This window comes from Bradyrhizobium sp. LeoB3 (assembly GCF_055456055.1).
This window is the reverse complement of sequence record NZ_JBVBEF010000032.1, coordinates 43,285-61,925: the sequence shown is the minus strand read 5'-3', so window position 1 is coordinate 61,925 and position 18,641 is coordinate 43,285. Positions and strand designations below refer to the sequence as shown.

The window sequence follows — 18,641 nt, the reverse complement described above, 5'->3', positions numbered from 1 at the left end:
AATCGGTTCATGAGCACGATCAATCGCCGTGACTTCGGCATCGCCGTCGCCGCGGCCATGCTGCTCCGCGCCACCGCTGCGCGCGCCGCCGATATGGAAGTGCATATCGACAATTTCGTTTTCCAGCCCGCGCAGCTCGACGTGAAGGTCGGCACGACCGTCACCTGGACCAATCGCGACGACATTCCGCACACGGTGGTATGCGCGGGAAAATTCAGGTCGAAGCCCATGGACACCGACGGCAGCTTTTCATTCACCTTCACGGAGGCCGGCGAGTACAAATATTTTTGTTCCCTGCACCCGCACATGACAGGCATGATCAGGGTCGAGTAAGTTGACGATCTCTGCCAGCGCACCCCTGCCCGGCCGGCGGATCGACACCGGCCGGGCCAAGACACGGGCCAAGACATTCGCCGCACAAACCGGGCATGAGGCGATGAGAGCGTCGGAGGACAATCCCGAGAAGGCGCGGCGCTTTCGCGAGGCCGCACTGCCTTATCTCGACGATGCCTACACACTGGCACGCTATCTCCTGCGCGACGCCAGCGATGCCGAAGATGCGGTGCAGGAATGTTTCCTGCGCGCCTACAAGCATTTCGACAGCTATCGCGGACCGGCAATGAAGCCATGGCTGTTCGCGATCCTGCGCAATGTCTGCCGTGCCGAATATGCGCGGCGCGCGGACATTAAGACCGGTGCGATCGAGGATGTCGCTGCTAGCGCGGAGGCAACCCCGCTCTGGCGCGAGGCGCCGGAGACGCCGGAAACGCAGATGCTGCGCGAGAAGGATTCCGCGGCAATTCGCCGATTGATCGCGGCGCTCGCCGAACCGTTTCGCGAGACCTTCGTGCTCCGGGAAATCCAGAACCTTTCTTACCGCCAGATCGCCGATGTTGCGGCCGTGCCCGTCGGCACCGTGATGTCGCGACTTGCCCGCGCCCGCGCGATGCTGCGCTCGGCGTGGCTTGCGGAACAGGAGCAAGCAAAATGACCTGCGAGGAAGCCGAGGTGCTGCTTCAGGCGCTGATCGACGGCGAGCTCGACGCGGGACATGCGCGCGAGGTCGAGGACCACGTCGCAGGCTGCCCGCGCTGCACGGAGCTGGCGAAAGACTATCGCGCGATCAGCCGCATGATTGCGGAAAAAGGTGCAAGCTACACTGCGCCGCCCGAGCTGCGCCGGCGCATCGAGGCCGCGCTGCCGCAGCCGAAGGTTGCCCCAAGTCGCCGCGCGGTGCTGCGCGGCTTCGCGCTGGGATCGGCCGTCTCCGCGATGGCTGCCACCGGTCTCGTCGCCGTCATCCTGCGCAGCGACGACGAGGCGCGCGTCCAGTCGGAACTGGTCTCGGCGCATCTGCGCTCGCTGCAGGCCGGCCATCTCACCGACGTGCTTTCCACCGACCAGCACACGGTCAAGCCGTGGTTCAACGGCAGGCTCGATGTCGCCCCGCCGGTGATCGACCTCACCGCCCTGGGCTTTACCCTGATCGGCGGACGTCTCGACTATGTCGACGCCCGCCCGATCGGCGCCGTGGTCTATCGAAGGCGCCAGCACGTCATCAACCTGTTCGTCGCGCAGACGTCAGACACCGAGCGCCACGCCGCCCGGATGAGCCAGCGGCAGGGCTTCAACATCCGCCACTGGAGCGATCACGGCCTGAATTTCTGGGCCGTCAGCGACCTCGCCGCCGACGAGCTTGCCGAGTTCGGCGAGAAGTTCGAGACGGCGATGCGGACTCCGGCCACGTAGCCGGACGGTTGTGGGCGACTATTGCTGCGGCGGATATCGGTCGAATACGGGCAGCTCGTGCGCGCGTTCCATCCATTGGACCCGCTCGGCGACCTGGACATGGATCACTGGCGGAACGACGTCTGGATCATCATAGGTTCCGCTCTGGACATCGATGATCCCGGGCAGCATCTGCTCGTTGACGTAGAAAAGACCGGTGCCGCAGTTGGCACAAAAGTGCCGGCGGCCGTGCTCGGATGATTCGTAGACCTTGGGCTGGCCTTGGGTCACCTTGACGGCATTGGCGGGATACATCGTCCAGCCGACCATCGGCGCGCCGGCGTGACGCCTGCAATCCGAGCAGTGGCAGAGGGCGTGCGTAAGAGCTTCGCCTTCAGCCTCGTAACGGATGGCTCCGCAATGACAACCGCCTGTGATGCGCATTTCATCTCCTCCCAGGTCGTTGATAGAGTCGATTGGTCGAAGGCGCAGTCCACCAACACGCGTTGGTTGGTGAGAGCTGCGGCGATTACGCTTCGCTAATCCGCCCTACGAGTCCACACGGCTACGCCGACTTGCGCACCGCGTTGTCGACCAGCGTCTTGCCGAGCGACCAGATCGCGCCGGGGACCTTGTGGCTGCCGGCGATGACGGTGTCGAAGGCCTTTTCGATCCAGGTGCAGTCGTCCTCGGTGAGGACGAGCGGCGGCAGGAGCTTGATGGTGTGGAGGCCGTGGCCGGCGACCTGGGTCAGGATCTTGTGGTCCTTGAACAGCGGCACGGTGATGAGCTGGCAGAACAGGCCCTTGTTGGCGGTCTCCAGCACGTTCCAGGATGCACGCAGGCGCAGCGACTTCGGCGGGCCGAACTCGATGCCGATCATCAATCCCTTGCCGCGGACTTCCTTCATCAGCTCATAGCCCGGCACCATCCGCGTCAGCGCGAGGCGGAGCTCGGCGCCGCGCTTGGCGGCCTGCTCGACCAGCTTCTCGGCCTTGATGACGTCGAGCGTCGCGATGCCGGCGGCCATCGCCAGATCGTTCTTCGAGAATGTCGAGCCGTGCACGACGGCGCGATCCATCTGGTTGAAGATCTTGTCGAAGATGCTCTTGCGCGTCAGCAGCGCGCCGACCGGGACATGACCGCCGGACAGCGCCTTCGCGAGCAGCACCATGTCAGGCTCGACATTCCAGTGCTCGACGGCGAGGAATTTGCCGGTGCGGCCGATGCCGGTCTGAATCTCGTCGGCAACAAGCAGCGTGCCGTATTTCCGGCACAGCGCCGCGGCGCCGGGCAGGAATTCGTCCGAGGGCATGTTGACGCCCTTGCCCTGGATCGGCTCGACGATGAAGGCCGCGACCTGGCGCGACGACAGCGCCTGCTCGAGCGCGGCAAGATCGTTGAAGGGAATCTGGGTGCAGCCGGGCAATAGCGGCTCGAAGCCGGAACGGAAATTGGTGTCGTCCATCAGCGACAGCGCGCCATAGGACAATCCGTGGAACGAATGCGAGCAGGACACGATGCCGGGGCGCCCGGTCGCGCCACGCGCGAACTTGATGGCGGCTTCTACCGTCTCGGCGCCCGAATTGGAAAAGAATACCTTGTCCAGATATGGCACATATTCGAGCAGGCGCTCGGCGAGGATGCCGGCGAGCGTGGAGACATCGAGCTGCACGAGATTGGGCAGATCGGCATCCAGCACGCTCTTCAAGGCCTGGCGCAGCGCCGGGTGGTTGCGGCCGATCGCAAAAACGCCAAATCCGCTGAGTAGGTCGAGATAACGTGCCCCCTCACGATCGAAGAGATATTGGCCTTGCCCTTTTTGAAAGCCGACGTCATAGCCGATGGTTTTGAGCACGCGCACGAGCTGCTCGTTCAAGTAGCGCGCGTGCAGGGAACTGCGCTGCGCCTGGCGCTCCACAAACATCTCGGAAACGTCTAGATTTGAGCTTAGCATTGGCTACATACGTCGGTTGATGGTCATTTCGTCAACTCAAAACGCCGAATGCGGCGTTTTGCCCCCAAGCTTTGGCTCTTCTACACTTAAGCACAGGTAAGACCATGTTGCACTGCCCACCCAAGCTCGCACGCACCATAGCATACTCGGGATTCGTTTTGGCGAGCACAATGGTCCCAGCGCTGGCCGCGGATCCGACCGGCGACTGGCGCGTGGCTGACGGTGTCGCCCATATCCGGGTCGCACAATGCAACGGCAGCCTCTGGGGCGCAGTCGCCTGGGAGAAGACCCCCGGCGGCAAGGATACGCATAATCCGGACGCCGCGAAGCAAAGCCGGCCCACGCTCGGCATGCCGATCCTGATCGACATGAAGAAGAAGGCGGGCACGGATGCGTGGGAGGGTCAAGTCTATAATGCCAAGGACGGTCAGCTCTACAGCTCTACGATCAAGCCAATTGGCTCTGACAAGCTCGAGATTCAAGGCTGCGTGCTGGGCTTTCTCTGCGGCGGCGAAACCTGGACCCGCGTTGGGCCTCCGATTCCCTCCAGCGCCGCTGGCAGCACGCCCCCTGCCAACAGCGTGGCCAAGGGCGCCGCGCCCAAAGGTGCATCGCCGTCTACATCGCAGCAGGCAGCCGCTCCGACCCCGCCCAAGACCACCGGCTCGGTGAGCTCGGCTCCCGCCACCGCGCCGGCCGCGTCTTCCAAGCAACCGGCCGGCCAGAAGCAGGCAGCAGCCGTCCCAGCCGCCCCATCAGGTGACGTCGTCGGCGATATCTGCCTCCTTCCGGACGTCGCGCGGTTTACCCATTAGTGCCGGCTGGAAGAGCAGCACCGCGGCGAGAGTCGTGACCAGCGACAGCGCGAGCAATTTGCCCATGCTCGCGGTTCCTGGATGACTTGAAAGCCACAGGCTGCCGAACGCCGTTGCCGTCGTCAGCGCGCTGAAAAAGATTGCTCGCGTCAGGCTCGACTGCAGCAGATTCGTTCTGCCCTGACGCCAGGCGGTGACGTAATAGATCTTGAAGGCTACGCCGACGCCGAGCAACAGCGGCAGCGCGACGATGTTGGCGAAGTTGAGCGGGAGCCCGATCAGCACGCAGATTTCCAGCGTCACGGCGCCCGCGACCAGCAGCGGCACGATCGTGAGCAGCACATCACTAACCCGCCGCAGCGTCAGCCAGAGCAGCAGGCTGATCACGATCAGCGACCAGATGCCGGCGTGGATGAACGCCTTCACCACAGTATCGCCGGACTTCAGGATCGAGACCGGGCCGCCGATCGCGGTCGGCTCGGCCGCGAGCACGGCGGCGGCGAATTTGCGCAGCGTATCGTTGTCGTTCGGATCGCCCTTCGGCAGGGCCTCCACCCGTATCAGCCCGTCCTTGGCCTTCCATTGGCGGACCAGCTCCTCCGGCAGCGACTTCAGGGTGACGGTCTGGGCCTGCAGCATGTCCCTGAGCTGGTCGAGCACCACCTTGAGCGGCGAAACGAACACGTTCTGCGCCTTGTCGCGCGTCGCCTGATTCGAATCAGCGAGCTTGGTCAGCGCATCCGCAAGCCGGCGCGCAGCCACGGCGCCGGCGTTCTTGATGTCGCCGGCGGTCTTGCGGAGGTTGTCGGCCGAGCTCTTCAGCGACTCGACATTCTCCTGGTCGGTCGGCGGCGCATCGATCGAATCCGGATTGAGCGCCGGGTTGAGCATCTTCGCCGCCTGCGCGATCAGCTTCAGCTTAGCCGGCTGATCGGTCGGCACGAAGCTGTCGAGCGACCGGACGCTCAACACCTCCGGCAGCTTCTCCAGCCTCTCCTCGATCTTCCTGGCGTCGGCTTCCGAATGCGTCATCACGTTGATCGCATTGGCGCCGGTGTTCGGGTCGCGCCTCAAATCGAGGAAGGTCGCGATCGATTCGACGTGCGAGTTGCGCAGGTTGATCGGATTGAAGTCGAACTTCATGTAGTAGAGCAGCGGCAGGCCGGCGATCACCAGCGCGAGCGTGCTGATGATGATGGCGACGCGATGCTTCTCCAGGAAGTGGTCAACGGGCGCGAGAAATGCGTAACCGACCGGCTCCTTCTCGCCGGGCGGATTGAGCAGGTCGAGGAGCGCCGGCAGTGTGGTGATGCTGGTGAGGAACGCGATCAGCATGCCGGCGCCGGCGATCTTGCCGAGTTCGGAAATGCCCTTGTAGTCGGTCGGCAGGAAGCACAGGAAGCCCGCGGCGGTGGCCATCGCCGCAAGCGACAGCGGCACCGCCGAGCGCCGCGCCGCGTTCTCCAGCGCCAGCGTCAGGTTGTCGTTCTTGAAGCGTTCGGAGCGGTAGCGGACGCTGAACTGGATGCCGAAATCGACCCCGAGGCCCACGAACAGCACGGCAAAGGCGATCGACAACAGGTTGAGCGAGCCGACCATCATCAGGCCGACGGCCGTGGTGATGGCAAGCCCGATGAACAGGTTCAGGAACACGGCGAAGATGATCTTGGCCGAATGCAGCGCGAGCCACAGGATCACCAATACGATCAGCACGGTGCCGATGCCGTTGATGACGGCGCCGTCCTGCACGGTGGCATATTCCTCGTTCGCGATCGGGACCGGCCCGGTGAGGCGGACGCGCGCGCCATATTCGCTTGCGAATTTCAGGTCCGCAGCCGCCTGCCGGATCGCATCGGTCGCTGCCTTGCCGGGCTCCAGCGCCTGATAGTCGAGCACCGGCTTGAACTCGATGAAGGCGCGCTTGTCCGAATCGGTCAGCGGCTTATCGCTGGTGAGCTCGCGCCAGGAGAAAGTCGGATTGCCCTTGTTGCTGAGGACATCCTCGACCGTCTGAGAGATCAGGTTGAAGGGCCGCGCGGCATTCTCGAGCTTGGCCTGCCCGCGCTTGACGCCGGCAAGGCCGGTCTCCAGCGCACCGGTGAGGCCGCGGATCGAAGGATCGCCGGCCATGATCTCGATCAGGGGCGCGGCTGATTCGAGCTCGCCGGTGACCTGCGCGACTTCCTCGGTCGGCAGAAACAGAAGCCCGTTCTTCTCGAAGAATTCGCCGGAGCCGAGCGGGGTGACCGATTCGAAATGCTCGGTGTCACCGGTAAGCTTATCGGCCAGCGCCTTGGCCGCCAGACCCGTGAGTTCCGGCGTCGGCGCCTCCACGACGGCAAGAATCAGGCGCTCGCGGTCGAAAGCTTCCTCAAACTTGATGTCGCGCTGGCGCCAGTCGAGGTTGGGCGAGATCAGCGTATTGATGTCGGTATTGATCGTGAAGTTGCGCGCCGCATAATAGCCCGCCGCCACCGCAAGAATCAGCGAGAGGGCGACGACAGGGACGGCAAATCGCGTGCACGCCTTAACAATCGAGACAACAATACGTGTCAGCACTTCATTTCTTTCTGATCTCAGGAAGCACGCCGAAAACGCCCGCTATGTAGCGGAGTTCCCAGGGCCGATCTAATGTTGTTTCGACCGCCCGACCGCTGGTTCACGAAGCAGCGTCGAAACCGGCCGGAACGGGGTTGCGCGCGGTATATCCCGCCCCAGCGGGCAATAAAGTGACGAACAAGTGAGATGGGGTGGGCATTAATGCCGCAGTTTTAGGTATTTTGATACCTTAAAATGGTAACCCGAGTGATAACCGTTCCGTAATCCGGCTTTCCTAGACGCTCATTTTTTGACACAAAGCGCTCTTCTTCCGTGCGCTTGGGGGTGGGCTTAAGTGTAGGAACCCGTGGTGTGGAGATTGCAGGCAGGCAGGACATGCCGGCTGCAGTAGTCGGCCGCGCGGGTTTTCGGATCAGGATTGGTGCAATTTGCTTAACGGACGTCCCATGGAGGTTTTTCTAGCGCAGCCGCGGGGGTTTTGCGCCGGCGTGGTGCGCGCCATCGAGATCGTCGAGCGGGCGCTCGAGAAATACGGGCCGCCCGTCTATGTGCGGCACGAGATCGTCCATAACAAATACGTCGTCGAAAGCCTGAAGAACAAGGGCGCGATCTTCGTCGAGGACCTTTCCGAGGTTCCGGCGAACGCGGTGACCGTGTTCAGCGCCCATGGCGTGGCGCGCAGCGTCGAGGAAGAGGCCGCCGCACGCGGCCTGCCGGTGCTCAACGCCACCTGCCCGCTGGTCACCAAGGTTCACAACCAGGGCAAGCGCTATATGTCGAAGGGCCGGGCATTGATCCTGATCGGGCATGCCGGCCACCCCGAGGTCGAGGGAACCATGGGCCAGGTTCCAGGCCCCGTGCTGCTGGTCCAGAGCGTCGAGGACGTCAAGGCCCTGACGCTGCCGGCTGATACGCCAGTCGCCTACATCACCCAGACCACACTGAGCGTAGATGACACACGTGAGATTATTCTGGCGCTCCAGGCCCGGTTTACAGACATTCAAGGCCCTGACATCCGCGATATCTGTTATGCCACACAGAGCCGCCAATCCGCGGTAAGGGACCTGAGCAAGCTGGTGGATGTCATCCTGGTGGTTGGGGCCGCCAATAGTTCCAATTCCAATCGGTTGCGCGAGATCGGCACCGAGGCCGGTGTCGCCAGTTACCTCATTGCCGATGGCACCGAACTCAACCCGGAATGGCTGAACAATGCGAAGACCGTCGGCATCACGGCAGGTGCCTCGGCACCCGAAGTGCTGGTCGACGACGTGATCGAGGCGTTGCGGCGCATCGGACCGGTCAAGATGTCGGTCCTGTCGGGACGGGAAGAGAACATCGAATTCCGCCTGCCGGCCGAACTGACCGCGGGCTGACCCAAACTAGGTCGTGAGAGTCGAGAGAGAAAGAATGGCAATACCCTTCTTCAAGGAACTCCGCATCGGCGGCTATCTGCTCAAGCAGAAGCTGCGGGGCCGCAAGCGCTATCCGCTCGTGCTGATGCTGGAGCCGCTGTTTCGCTGCAATCTCGCCTGCGTCGGCTGCGGCAAGATCGATTATCCGGATGCGATCCTAAACCGTCGCATGACCGCCCAGGAATGCTGGGACGCGGCCGACGAGTGCGGCGCGCCGATGGTCGCGATCCCCGGCGGCGAGCCGCTGATCCACAAGGAGATCGGCGAGATCGTCCGCGGCCTGGTGGCGCGTAAGAAGTTCGTCTCGCTCTGCACCAACGCGCTGCTTCTGGAAAAGAAGCTCGACCTGTTCGAGCCGTCGCCATACTTGTTCTTCTCCGTGCATCTGGATGGCCTGAAGGATCACCACGACAAGGCGGTGTCGCAGAAGGGCGTGTTCGACCGCGCGGTGTCCGCGATCAAGGCGGCGAAGGCGCGCGGCTTCACCGTCAACGTCAATGCCACCATCTTCGACGGGCATCCGGCGGAAGAAATCGCCAAATTCCTCGACTTCACCACCGAGCTTGGCGTCGGCGTCTCGATGTCGCCGGGCTACGCCTATGAGCGCGCGCCGGACCAGGAGCACTTCCTCAACCGCACCAAAACCAAGAGGCTGTTCCGCGACGTCTTTGCGCTCGGCAAGGGCAAGAAGTGGAATTTCATGCATTCCGGCCTGTTCCTCGACTTCCTGGCCGGCAACCAGGAATACGAGTGCACGCCGTGGGGCATGCCGGCGCGCAACATCTTCGGCTGGCAGAAGCCCTGCTATCTGCTCGGCGAAGGCTACGCCAAGACCTTCAAGGAGCTGATGGAGACCACGGACTGGGATTCCTACGGCACCGGCAAGTATGAGAAGTGCGCCGACTGCATGGCGCATTGCGGCTACGAGCCGACCGCGGCGATCGCAGCGCTCAACAACCCGCTGAAGGCAGCGTGGGTCTCGATGCGCGGCATCCGCACCAAGGGTCCAATGGCCCCCGAGATCGACCTCTCGAAGCAACGCCCGGCGCAGTACATCTTCTCGGAGCAGGTCCAGAAGAAGCTCTCCGAGATCCGCCGCGACGAAGCGGCCGCCGCCCAGCAGAAGGCCGCGCAGAAAGCCTCAACCGCCGCGTAAGCCGCGAGCGACGTCAATCAAAAAAAGGCCCGGCCGTCGATGACGGTCGGGCCTTTTGTTTTTAGATCGGCGTATCTTTCAAATCGTAGCCGGGTGGAGCGAAGCGCAACTCGGGACACCTGCGATCCGCGTTTGTACCGGTCCCGGGTTACGCTGACGCTTCACCCGGGCTACGGCCTCAGCAGCTACGCCGCCGAGCGAATCGGCTCCACGGGGACGAGGGTCTCGCCGCCCAGCAGGAAGCCACGGCAGCCGCGCAAGGAGCGCAGCGCGCGGTTGAAGTCGATTCCGGTCGAGACCAGCGAGCGCAGCGTCAGCGGGTTGCGCGCCACCCCGCGCAGGACCTTGCGCAGGTCGATGTCGCCATTCGGCTTGACCGCGGTCTTCGCCAATTCCGGCAGCGCGCGGTGGGCGGGATCGCTGATCACGCGGAGCGCCGCGAACGGGACGCCCGCCCTGGCCGCGTAGGCCGCAGCGATGTGGCTTTCCATGTCAACGGCGGCAGCGCCGGTTTCGGAGCGCAGCGCCGCCTTGCAGGCCCTGGCCGCAATCACCTGTTCGACGCCCGCGAGCCCGCCCCTGACGATCTTGCGGCGCTTCAAGGTGGCGCTGGCAACCATCTCGTCGTTCAAGGCCATATCGGCCAAGAATCGGGTGTCGCCGGAAAGCACCTCCGTCGCCACCACGACGTCACCCGATCGCAACGCCGGATCGAGCCCGCCGGCCACGCCGAACGAGATCACGCCGCGGAACGATGACGAGTCGAGTGTCGCCAATAGCGCACGAAGCTGCTGCGGATCGCTGGAACTGCAAATAACGATCATGCCGGGCCCAGCCGCGATGCGGGCCTCCTGCACTAACCCCGTTACGATCAAGACCGGCCGCGGATCCAGCATTTTCCCAACAGTCGCGGCGGCCCCCGCCCCCAAGCTCACATTCCGACCCCTACCACCCTGCTGTTCGTGCTTCGCAAATTCCGATACCGCGCTAGCGCCCAGAGCGGGAAGAACTTGGAGTAGCCATGATAACGCAAGTAAAACACACGCGGGAAGCCCGTAGCCGTGAAGCGCTGCTCCTCCCAGAGTCCTTTTTCGCTCTGTGTGCTTTTTAGGTACTCCACCCCCCCTCGAACTGCGGGGTTTTCGACCTCTCCCGCCGCCATCAGCGCGAGCAAAGCCCATGCCGTTTGCGAGGAGGTCGAAGGCGCGGCCTCATAGCCCCGATAGTCGAGCCGGTAGCTGACGGCGTCCTCGCCCCATCCGCCGTCCTGATTCTGGACCGACACCAGCCAGTCGACCGCCTTCCGAATCATCGGGTCCTGATGGTCGACGCCGGCGGCGTTGAGCGCGCAGAGCACCGACCAGGTGCCGTAGATGTAGTTCAGCCCCCAGCGGCCGAACCAGGAACCTTCGGCAAGCTGGGTGCGGCGCAGATAAGCAACGCCGTCAACAACCGCCTTGCTGGTCTTTTCGGTCTCGCCGAGCTGCGCCAGCATCGAGACGCAGCGCGCGGTGACGTCCTCGGTCGGCGGATCGAGCAGCGCGCCGTGGTCGGAGAACGGGATGTTGTTGAGGTAATATTCGAGGTTGTTGACGTCGAAGGCGGCCCAGCCGCCGTCGCGGCTCTGCAAGCCCTCGATCCATTCGCGGGCGCGGGCAATCGCCGCATCGTACTCCTTGGTGCCGGTATGGCGGCGCGCCCGGTCCATCGCCATGACCACCACGGCGGTGTCATCGAGGTCGGGATAGTGGTCGTTGTTGTACTGGAAGGCCCAGCCGCCCGGCCGGACGTCGGGCGCCTTCACTGCCCAGTCGCCCTTGAAATCGAGCACTTGCCGCGGCTTCAGCCAATCGAGCCCCTGCTTGGCCTTGGCAAAGGTCTCCTCGCCGCCGACCTCCTCCAGCGCGTGGCAGGTCAGGGCAGTGTCCCACACCGGCGATACGCAGGGCTGGCAATAGGCCTCGTTGTCGCGGATCACCAGGAGCTTCTCCAGGCCGCGCCGCGTGGCGGCACGCGGCGGATAGTTCTCGTCCTTGCCGAGCGCGTCATACATCATCACGATGTTGGCCATCGGCGGATAGATCGCGCCCATGCCGTCCTCGCCGTTCAACCGCTCTTCGATGAAGGCGAGCGCGGCATCGATCGCACGCTGGCGCAGGCTCTTGGTAAATAGCGGCTCGACTACGCGCAGAACGCTATCGAGTCCGCGGAACAGCAGGAACCAGCCCCAGCTCTGATGCGGCGCCTTCGGCGGCATGCCGACCGACTTGGGATCCTGCAGGAACAGTTCGTCGAGGCCGACGCCCTTCGGGTTCTTGGCCCGCGGCTTCAGCGCGGCCAGGACCATCAGCGGCACCATCGTGGTGCGCGCCCAGTAAGAGATCTTGTTGATGTGGAACGGCGACCACATCGGCAGCAGCATGATCTCGACCGGCAGCACCGGCGTCGCGCGCCAGGTCACGATACCAAACAGCGCCAGCAGGAAGCGGGTGAAGACGTTGGAGCCCGCGGCTCCGCCGCGCGAACGGATCGCCTCGCGCGCTTTCACCATATGCGGCGCGTCGACGGAATCGCCGATCACCTTCAGCGCGAAATAGGCCTTCACGCTCGCGCTCATATCGAACGGACCGTCATGCACCAATGGCCAACCGCCATGGGCACCCTGCACACGGCGAAGGTAGTTGCCGATCTTCGCCTCCAGCCCGCTGTCGACGGGCTCGCCCAGATAGTGGCACAGCAGCACATATTCCGCCGGGATCGTGCTGTCGGCCTCGAGTTCGAACACCCAATGTCCGTCGGATTGCCGATGGCCGAGCAGCGCCTCGGTCGCCGTGGAGATGCTCTTCTCCAGTGCGATCGGATCGACGGTGGCGGTATCGTTGACGGCATCCATTTTGTTCGATTTCTCCTTCTCTTGAACGTGCTGCGGCTGCGTGCGCCGGGGTATGTCAGTGCCTCGCCAGGACCAGATCGGCGGCGCGGTCACCCGATCGCACCGATCCCTCGATCGTTGCCGGCAGTCCCGTATCAGTCCAATCGCCGGCGAGAAACAGGTTTTTATAGGCCGTGACCGCGCCGGGCCGCAGAGCGTGCTGTTCCGGCGTGGCCTCGAATGTGGCACGGCGCTCGCGCACGATCTGCCAAGCGGGCAATGGAGGCAATTCGCCGGAAATGCCGGCGGCCTTGCAGACATCGCGCCAGATCGCCTGGGCGAGTTCCTCGCGCGGCATGTCGACGAGACGATCGCCATTGCTGATCGTGACCGAGAGCCGCTGCGGGAACGCGAACAACCATTCGACGAGGCCGCCGATCACGCCGAGGATCGGCGCAGCATTGGGCGGCGGATCGAAGCGGAAATGCGCGTTCACGATGGCGCGGAATTTGGTCGGCGTCTTCAGGCCCGGCACCAGCGATGCCGCAGCGCGCGGCGGCACTGCGAGCACCACCGCGTCAGTGGGCGCCAGATCGATCGTATCGTCGCCGAATTTCAGCTCGCTGACATGATCGGACACCGTGCCGAACTGTCGCAGCTCATGGCCGAGCCGCACGCTCGAACCCCTCTCCTGCAGCAGCTTCACCGCGGGTTCGATCAGGACCGAGCTCAAACCGTCGCGCGCAATCAGCGGCCGGCAGGACTCGCCGCCGGCAAGCAGCGTCTCGCGTACGATCGCACCGGCCAATCCCGCCGAGCCCTCGGGCGGGTCGACATTGAGCGCGGCGAGCAACAGCGGCTGCACCAGACGATCGTACAGCGTGCCTTTGCATGCGATGGTATCGCCGACCCGCTTGTCGGTGCCGGCCCAGGCGATCGGCGCCAGCGCGAGGTAGTCGCGTAAGCTCGTGTCGGGAACCCGGCGCGCTTCGTCGAACACCCAGAGCGGCAGGCGGGAAGCGCCGAGATCGAGTTCCCAGCGCTTGCCGCTTGCAAGATCGACAAAGGGAAATTTCGCGCGTTCCGGCCCGACCAGCCCGGCTTCGGTGCCGATCGATTTTGCATAGGCCAGGGCATGGCGGTTGCCGGACAGCAACAGGTGATTGCCGTTGTCGATGGTGAGATTGGTCGCGGCGTCGAAATAAGAGCGGCAACGGCCGCCGGTTTGCTGCGTCGCCTCGTGGACGTGCACCGTGTAGTTCGCGCTCGAAAGGCGAACGGCTGCCGAGAGGCCGGAAATACCGGCGCCGATGATATGAACGGTCTTTTGCATCAGATGTCAGATGAACGCGTAACGAAGAAGAATGCCGATCTTTTGCATCTTGCCGACGCGAACGGGCTCGCGTGGCGTTGCAAAACCCCTGATGATCAGGAGATCGAGGATCGCGCCATAGTATTTCGACATGATCCGTGGCGCGCGCACCGCGCGCCGCGAATTACGCTTCATGATGTCATCCGCCTTCTCGAAATGTTTCTTCGCCCGGTCGGCAAGCGGCAGGCACACTTTCGGCAAGTTGCGCTCGGCGATCACCCGCTGGGGCTCGTTAGACGTAATGCCGGCATGGAGCAGCATCTCGCGCGGCAGATAGAGCCGGCCGAGGCCGGCGTCCTCGTCGACGTCGCGCAGGATGTTGGTGAGCTGCAGCGCCCGGCCAAGATGATGCGCGAGCAGGACGCCGTCCTCCTCGGGCAGGCCGAACACCCGCACCGAGAGCCGGCCGACCGCGCTCGCCACGCGGTCGCAATAGAGATCGAGCGTCGCCATGTCGGGGGCGCGGATGTCCTGCGGCACATCCATCTCCATGCCGTCGACGATAGCAAGAAAGTCCTCGCGCTTCAGGCCGAAGGACTTGACCGAGGCAACATAGTCCTTGAGCCGCGGCGGCGGATTGCCCTGGTACAGCGCATCGATATCGTCACGCCATTGCTGCAACGCGGCCAGCCGCTCGTCGCGCGGACCGTGGGAATCGGCGATATCGTCGACCTGGCGGCAAAAGCTGTAGATCAGGAACATCGCATCGCGCTGCGCGCGCGGCAGGATCCGCATCGCGGCGTAGAACGAACTGCCGGACGCGGTGGTGCCATAGTCTTCTGCGTTGGCCGCCGCCGTCTCAACGCTCATGCGCCGGCCGCCGTTTTTGACACCGGCCGGCGCCCGATGGCGCGACGGGCCAATTCGCCGGCGACGCCGCCGAGGCTGTTGCCGAGCATTTCGAGCGGACTGAGATGCACGCGCTCGCTGAGGGGATCGCGCACCTTCAGCATGTTCACGATCCTGTCGGCGAATGCCTGGATCACGGATATCTCCAGACCCAACCGCAGATCCTTCACCTCGGCGGCGAGCGACTTGCTTTCGGCAAGCAGCGTCTCGGTGCGCACCGCGAGCGCCTGCAGGCATTGCAGCAGCGACGGTGGAGACTTCGGCTCCCCGAGCATCTCGACGGTCGCGCCGGATGCGGCCAGCGCATCGCGCGGCAGGTAGATACGGTTGAGATTCTTGTAGTCCTTGGCGCAATCCTGCAGGTGGTTGTTGATCTGCAAGCCCGCGCATAACGCGTCCGACGCCGCCCAGGTGGACGTGCTCTCGCCGTGGACATCGAGCATGAAACGGCCGACCGGCATCGCCGAGTAGCGGCAGTAATGGATCACCTCGTCCCAGTTCTCGTAGCGCAGCTTTGTCACATCCATGCGGAACGCGACCAGCACGTCCAGCGCGTGGCGCGGCGGCATCGCTCGCTCGGCGAGTGCGCGGCGCAGGTTGACGGCTTCCTTTTGGGTATCACCCTCACCCAGGAGCTCCTTCTCGAGCAGATCGAGATAATGGAGCTTTTCGTCCGCTGGCAACGTTGCGTGGTCGGCGATGTCGTCGGCGGTGCGGACGAAATTATAGAACGAAAGGATCAGGGCGCGGTGACGCGGATGAATGATCCACGACGCGACCGGAAAATTCTCGTCGCGATGGGTCTTCCCGGATCGCAGTTCGCTCGCGCTTGTCATCAGGAACCGGCCACATTCGCCCTGGCTAAGGGCATGCGCCAGAAGTTGCGCATGCGGTGGATTGCGTGCCCCATATAGGGGAATACGCGACCAAAACCAATGCTGTATGGGCAATGTGCGCGGCGCCTGTGCCCAATATCACACAGTGGGCACAGGCTCTCTTGCGGCAATTTTTCGCGTGCAAAATACGGCGTTACTGCCCGTGGCTCTTCAATACCTGGTCGCAGGCCGCGCTGATCTTGGTGCGGTTCTCCTTCAGGCAGGCGAGGATGGTGAAATCGCCCTGATCGATCACCGCGCGGCAGTGCTTCTGAACGTCGCGGGTGCAGGCCTTCTGTTCCTCAGGCGTGCCGCTGCGCGATTGCTGCTGGGCGAAGGCGTCAGATGAAAACGGGATCGACAACAGCGCGAGGGCCAATAGAACTTTACGCATCGTATTCCTTCATTTTCGACAGCAAAAAACCCTGTTCCGGAAATTGCGTTTCGGCAGGACCCGGCGCGGATTTATTGGGATTTGCGCCGCCGCGTAGCAAAGCGACGAAGAAAGGACAAGCGCCGCTAAATGCGGCCAAATTTGCGGTGCTGTAAAGGGCCATCTAATCAGTTGAAAAACCAAGAAATTCCTTTCGATCACGGTTCGCTACAGACTGTTGCAGCGCAGGTGCCGATATCGGATGAACAGACATGACGTGAGATGCGGCTTGATTCTGTCGAGCAAAAATGGCCTGTTTCCCGCGATTCCGCCGGCTATGACAGGCAGGGTGGGTCGTTTGAACCTGTGGGATCGCGATCAACACTAAGTGTTCGATGCGGCGAGGCGTATCTTGAAGAAGGTCGTCGATTTTTGATGGGAAAACTCACAATGAAGCGGTTTGGTTTGGGCTTGTTCGGGCGCGCGATCGCGGCGGCCGGCATTGGCGCGGTGGTCATGTTGTCGGTCAGCGCGGGCAACGCCCAATCGTCGGGACCATTCGCTGGCTTTGACGGATCGTGGAGCGGTTCGGGCACCGTTGCGCTCTCCAACGGCACCACCGAACGGATCCGCTGCAAGGCCAGCTACAAGGTCAACGCCACCGGGCTTGGCCTGAAGCAGAGCCTGAATTGCGCCAGCGACAGCTATAAGTTCGACCTCTCCAGCGACGTAACGAGCCAGGGTGACCGCATCTCCGGCAACTGGAGCGAGAGGAGCCGCAACATCTTCGGCAACCTGCAGGGTACCGCAGGCGGCGGCCAGATCGAGGTGTTCGTCGAGGCGTCCGGATTCGCCGCCACGCTGAACCTGCGCGCCCACGGCAACAGGCAGGTCGTGCAGATCGACTCCAAGGGCGAGATCCGCGGCGTCAACATCACCCTGACGAAGGGCTGATACGGCCGCGAACTCTGTGGCCCGGGCGAAGCGACAGCGTAGCCCGGGCTACGACACTGTCGCAGCATCGTCCCAGCGCGCGCAGAAGGCCTCGATGTCGGTCGACTGGAATTCGCCCAGGCGCGCCATAATGGTTTCGAACGGCCAATCCCACCAGGCAATCCGTGCAAGCTGTGCCGCGATCTTGCGATTAAACCGCTCGCGGATCTGGCGAGCCGGCACGCCGCCGACGATGGTATAAGGCGCCACATCGCGCGTCACCACGGCGCCCGCCGCCAGCACGGCGCCGTCCCCTACCGTAACACCGGGCAGGACAATGGCGGCGTGGCCGATCCACACATCGTTGCCGATCACCACCCGATCGCCGCGCCGCTCGGCGAAGAAGCCGCGATCACGCTCGGCCGTCTCCGAGTAGTATTCGGGACAATAGGTGAAACGGTGCAGCGACGGACGGTCGATCGGATGGTTCGGTGCCCCGATCCGGACCTGCGCTGCGATGGCGCAGAACCGGCCGATCTCTGCATCCCCGACCATGCAGCCGGGGCCGAGATAGGAGAAATCGCCGAGCTCCGAATATTCGAGGGAGGTATCGCCGAGGATCTCGCAGCACTTGCCGATCGTGCTCTCGCGCAGCTTGACCGTCGGCTCGATGACGGTGTCGGCAATCTTCGGGCGCGGACGCGGCGCTTCATTCATTTTGATGTTTCCTTAAACGAGGCGCGGTCAGGACACTATGCCGTCGCGGGGCGATGACATGCCGCGCGCGTGATAGAACAGGTCGACCAGCTTGCCGCGCTTGCCGGCGAGCGAGAAGATATATTCCGGCGAGCCCACGTCCATTTCCGCGATCGCGACCTTCGCGATGCGGTCGACGCGGCTCGAACCGTGCTCCCAGATGAAGCCGACGCCAAGCCGGTGCGCGACGGCCTCGAGCATGCCCTCGCGCGTGTTCACGACGAGCGCGGGCGTCGGCTGCAGATTGGCGGCGCGAAACGCCTTATCGAGCGCGCGCTGCGCCGATGAATCGCGGTCGCGAAACACCAGCGGATATTGCACGAGGTCCGCGACCGCCACCCGCGCCTGACGGCTCAGCGCATGACCGGGATGGCAGATCGCCACCACGCGCTGCTGCACACAGGCTTCGCGGCGAAAGCGATTGCCGTCGGGCACTTCGGGAAGCACGCCGACGTCGACGCGCTGATCGACCACGGCTCCCACGATCGCCGACCAGCTGCCGATCTCGACATTGACTTGGATTTTCGGAAACAGCTTCCTGAACGTCGCGATCAGCGACATGCCCGGCATTGCATTGCCAAGCCCGATCCGCAATTCGCCGCCCGACACTTCGTCGCGCTGCTCCAGGATCGCAAGCGCATCCGTCTCGATCGCCTGGACCCGTTGTGTCGTGGCATAGAGCCGGCGGCACAGCGGGGTGGCCACCAGCGTCTGGCCGTGACGATCGAACAGCGCGACGTCGAATTCGGCTTCGAAATCGCGCACCAGTTGCGCCACCGCCGGCTGCGACACGCCGAGCCGCCGCGCCGCGCCCGCAAACGTTCCGCACTCGAACACCGCGTTCACCGCCCGCACGCGAGACCATGTCAAAGCCAATGTCGGTCACCCCTGGTTGCTGCGACACCGCGTCCGCAGGGCATCAAAGCAAAGCCTGCGATCAGCCTAAGAAAAGCTTTTGAACGTTATGTGACTGTCAGACCGCTT

General features: G+C 63.6%; 19 protein-coding genes. 7 read left to right on the top strand and 12 right to left on the bottom strand.

All coding sequences use genetic code 11. The features are described 5' to 3' along the window. Positions 1-9: 9 nt before the first annotated feature. The 3 genes from ACZXDY_RS21290 to ACZXDY_RS21280 all read left to right on the top strand — a co-directional run bounded on the left by ACZXDY_RS21290 (position 10) and on the right by ACZXDY_RS21280 (position 1,749). Complete coding sequence (locus ACZXDY_RS21290) at positions 10-333, top strand: cupredoxin domain-containing protein (protein WP_028167162.1); 324 nt, start codon at positions 10-12, stop codon at positions 331-333. A gap of 103 nt (positions 334-436) precedes the next feature. Beyond that, positions 437-991 carry a sigma-70 family RNA polymerase sigma factor gene (locus tag ACZXDY_RS21285; protein ID WP_028167163.1) on the top strand — a complete coding sequence of 185 codons (555 nt, stop codon included), beginning with the start codon at positions 437-439 and terminating at the stop codon, positions 989-991. Then, positions 988-1,749 (top strand): anti-sigma factor family protein, encoded by a 762-nt coding sequence (locus ACZXDY_RS21280; RefSeq protein ID WP_028167164.1) that lies wholly within the window; start codon positions 988-990, stop codon positions 1,747-1,749. The genes ACZXDY_RS21285 and ACZXDY_RS21280 overlap by 4 nt, the downstream gene beginning before the upstream one ends. Positions 1,750-1,767: 18 nt before the next feature. Here the strand turns inward: ACZXDY_RS21280 and ACZXDY_RS21275 are convergent, their stop codons facing one another. Together ACZXDY_RS21275 and hpnO are read right to left on the bottom strand one after the other, a co-directional pair. Continuing rightward, positions 1,768-2,172: a GFA family protein gene (locus ACZXDY_RS21275; protein ID WP_464346830.1), complete on the bottom strand. Its 405-nt coding sequence runs from the start codon at positions 2,170-2,172 to the stop codon at positions 1,768-1,770. Between the two features lie 121 nt (positions 2,173-2,293). Continuing rightward, the gene (gene hpnO / locus ACZXDY_RS21270) at positions 2,294-3,685 is read right to left on the bottom strand and encodes an aminobacteriohopanetriol synthase HpnO (RefSeq protein ID WP_028167166.1); all 1,392 of its coding nucleotides are present in this window, start codon (positions 3,683-3,685) and stop codon (positions 2,294-2,296) included. Between the two features lie 104 nt (positions 3,686-3,789). Here hpnO and ACZXDY_RS21265 point away from each other — a divergent pair, with 104 nt between their 5' ends. Continuing rightward, the gene (locus ACZXDY_RS21265) at positions 3,790-4,500 is read left to right on the top strand and encodes a DUF2147 domain-containing protein (protein ID WP_051397084.1); all 711 of its coding nucleotides are present in this window, start codon (positions 3,790-3,792) and stop codon (positions 4,498-4,500) included. Here the strand turns inward: ACZXDY_RS21265 and hpnN are convergent. Further along, positions 4,441-7,059, bottom strand: a complete 2,619-nt coding sequence (gene hpnN / locus ACZXDY_RS21260) for a hopanoid transporter HpnN (protein ID WP_028167168.1) — start codon at positions 7,057-7,059, stop codon at positions 4,441-4,443. The genes ACZXDY_RS21265 and hpnN overlap by 60 nt on opposite strands. A gap of 446 nt (positions 7,060-7,505) precedes the next feature. On the opposite strand from hpnN, the gene ispH reads away from it, so the two are divergent. Both ispH and hpnH read left to right on the top strand, forming a co-directional pair. Beyond that, positions 7,506-8,432 (top strand): 4-hydroxy-3-methylbut-2-enyl diphosphate reductase, encoded by a 927-nt coding sequence (ispH, locus tag ACZXDY_RS21255; protein ID WP_464346829.1) that lies wholly within the window; start codon positions 7,506-7,508, stop codon positions 8,430-8,432. A gap of 34 nt (positions 8,433-8,466) precedes the next feature. Then, positions 8,467-9,627, top strand: coding sequence for an adenosyl-hopene transferase HpnH (gene hpnH / locus ACZXDY_RS21250; RefSeq protein WP_464346828.1), 1,161 nt, complete (start codon positions 8,467-8,469; stop codon positions 9,625-9,627). Positions 9,628-9,812: 185 nt separating this feature from the next. On the opposite strand, the gene ACZXDY_RS21245 is transcribed toward hpnH, so the two are convergent. From ACZXDY_RS21245 to ACZXDY_RS21215, 7 genes are all read right to left on the bottom strand, one after another. Beyond that, complete coding sequence (locus ACZXDY_RS21245) at positions 9,813-10,562, bottom strand: phosphorylase (protein ID WP_028167171.1); 750 nt, start codon at positions 10,560-10,562, stop codon at positions 9,813-9,815. Further along, positions 10,559-12,520 (bottom strand): squalene--hopene cyclase, encoded by a 1,962-nt coding sequence (shc, locus tag ACZXDY_RS21240; RefSeq protein WP_464346827.1) that lies wholly within the window; start codon positions 12,518-12,520, stop codon positions 10,559-10,561. The genes ACZXDY_RS21245 and shc overlap by 4 nt, the downstream gene beginning before the upstream one ends. Before the next feature lie 55 nt (positions 12,521-12,575). Beyond that, positions 12,576-13,832: a hydroxysqualene dehydroxylase HpnE gene (gene hpnE / locus ACZXDY_RS21235; RefSeq protein WP_028167173.1), complete on the bottom strand. Its 1,257-nt coding sequence runs from the start codon at positions 13,830-13,832 to the stop codon at positions 12,576-12,578. 6 nt (positions 13,833-13,838) lie between these two features. Continuing rightward, positions 13,839-14,681, bottom strand: a complete 843-nt coding sequence (gene hpnD, locus ACZXDY_RS21230; protein WP_464346826.1) for a presqualene diphosphate synthase HpnD — start codon at positions 14,679-14,681, stop codon at positions 13,839-13,841. Then, a complete protein-coding gene (gene hpnC, locus ACZXDY_RS21225) occupies positions 14,678-15,556 on the bottom strand; it encodes a squalene synthase HpnC (protein WP_028167175.1) in 879 nt (292 codons plus the stop codon). Before hpnC ends, hpnD begins: the two co-directional genes overlap by 4 nt. 193 nt (positions 15,557-15,749) lie before the next feature. After that, positions 15,750-15,989, bottom strand: coding sequence for a cysteine rich repeat-containing protein (locus ACZXDY_RS21220; protein ID WP_028167176.1), 240 nt, complete (start codon positions 15,987-15,989; stop codon positions 15,750-15,752). Next, entirely contained in the window at positions 15,982-16,152 is a 171-nt protein-coding gene (locus tag ACZXDY_RS21215; RefSeq protein ID WP_155255431.1) for a hypothetical protein, read from the bottom strand. Before ACZXDY_RS21215 ends, ACZXDY_RS21220 begins: the two co-directional genes overlap by 8 nt. A 266-nt stretch (positions 16,153-16,418) precedes the next feature. Here ACZXDY_RS21215 and ACZXDY_RS21210 point away from each other — a divergent pair, with 266 nt between their 5' ends. Continuing rightward, a complete protein-coding gene (locus tag ACZXDY_RS21210; RefSeq protein WP_028167177.1) occupies positions 16,419-16,922 on the top strand; it encodes a hypothetical protein in 504 nt (167 codons plus the stop codon). Between the two features lie 48 nt (positions 16,923-16,970). Here the strand turns inward: ACZXDY_RS21210 and ACZXDY_RS21205 are convergent, their stop codons facing one another. Together ACZXDY_RS21205 and ACZXDY_RS21200 are read right to left on the bottom strand one after the other, a co-directional pair. Then, positions 16,971-17,618: a DapH/DapD/GlmU-related protein gene (locus tag ACZXDY_RS21205; protein ID WP_464346825.1), complete on the bottom strand. Its 648-nt coding sequence runs from the start codon at positions 17,616-17,618 to the stop codon at positions 16,971-16,973. Between the two features lie 27 nt (positions 17,619-17,645). Next, a complete protein-coding gene (locus tag ACZXDY_RS21200; protein WP_464346824.1) occupies positions 17,646-18,533 on the bottom strand; it encodes a LysR family transcriptional regulator in 888 nt (295 codons plus the stop codon). Between the last annotated feature and the right edge of the window lie 108 nt (positions 18,534-18,641).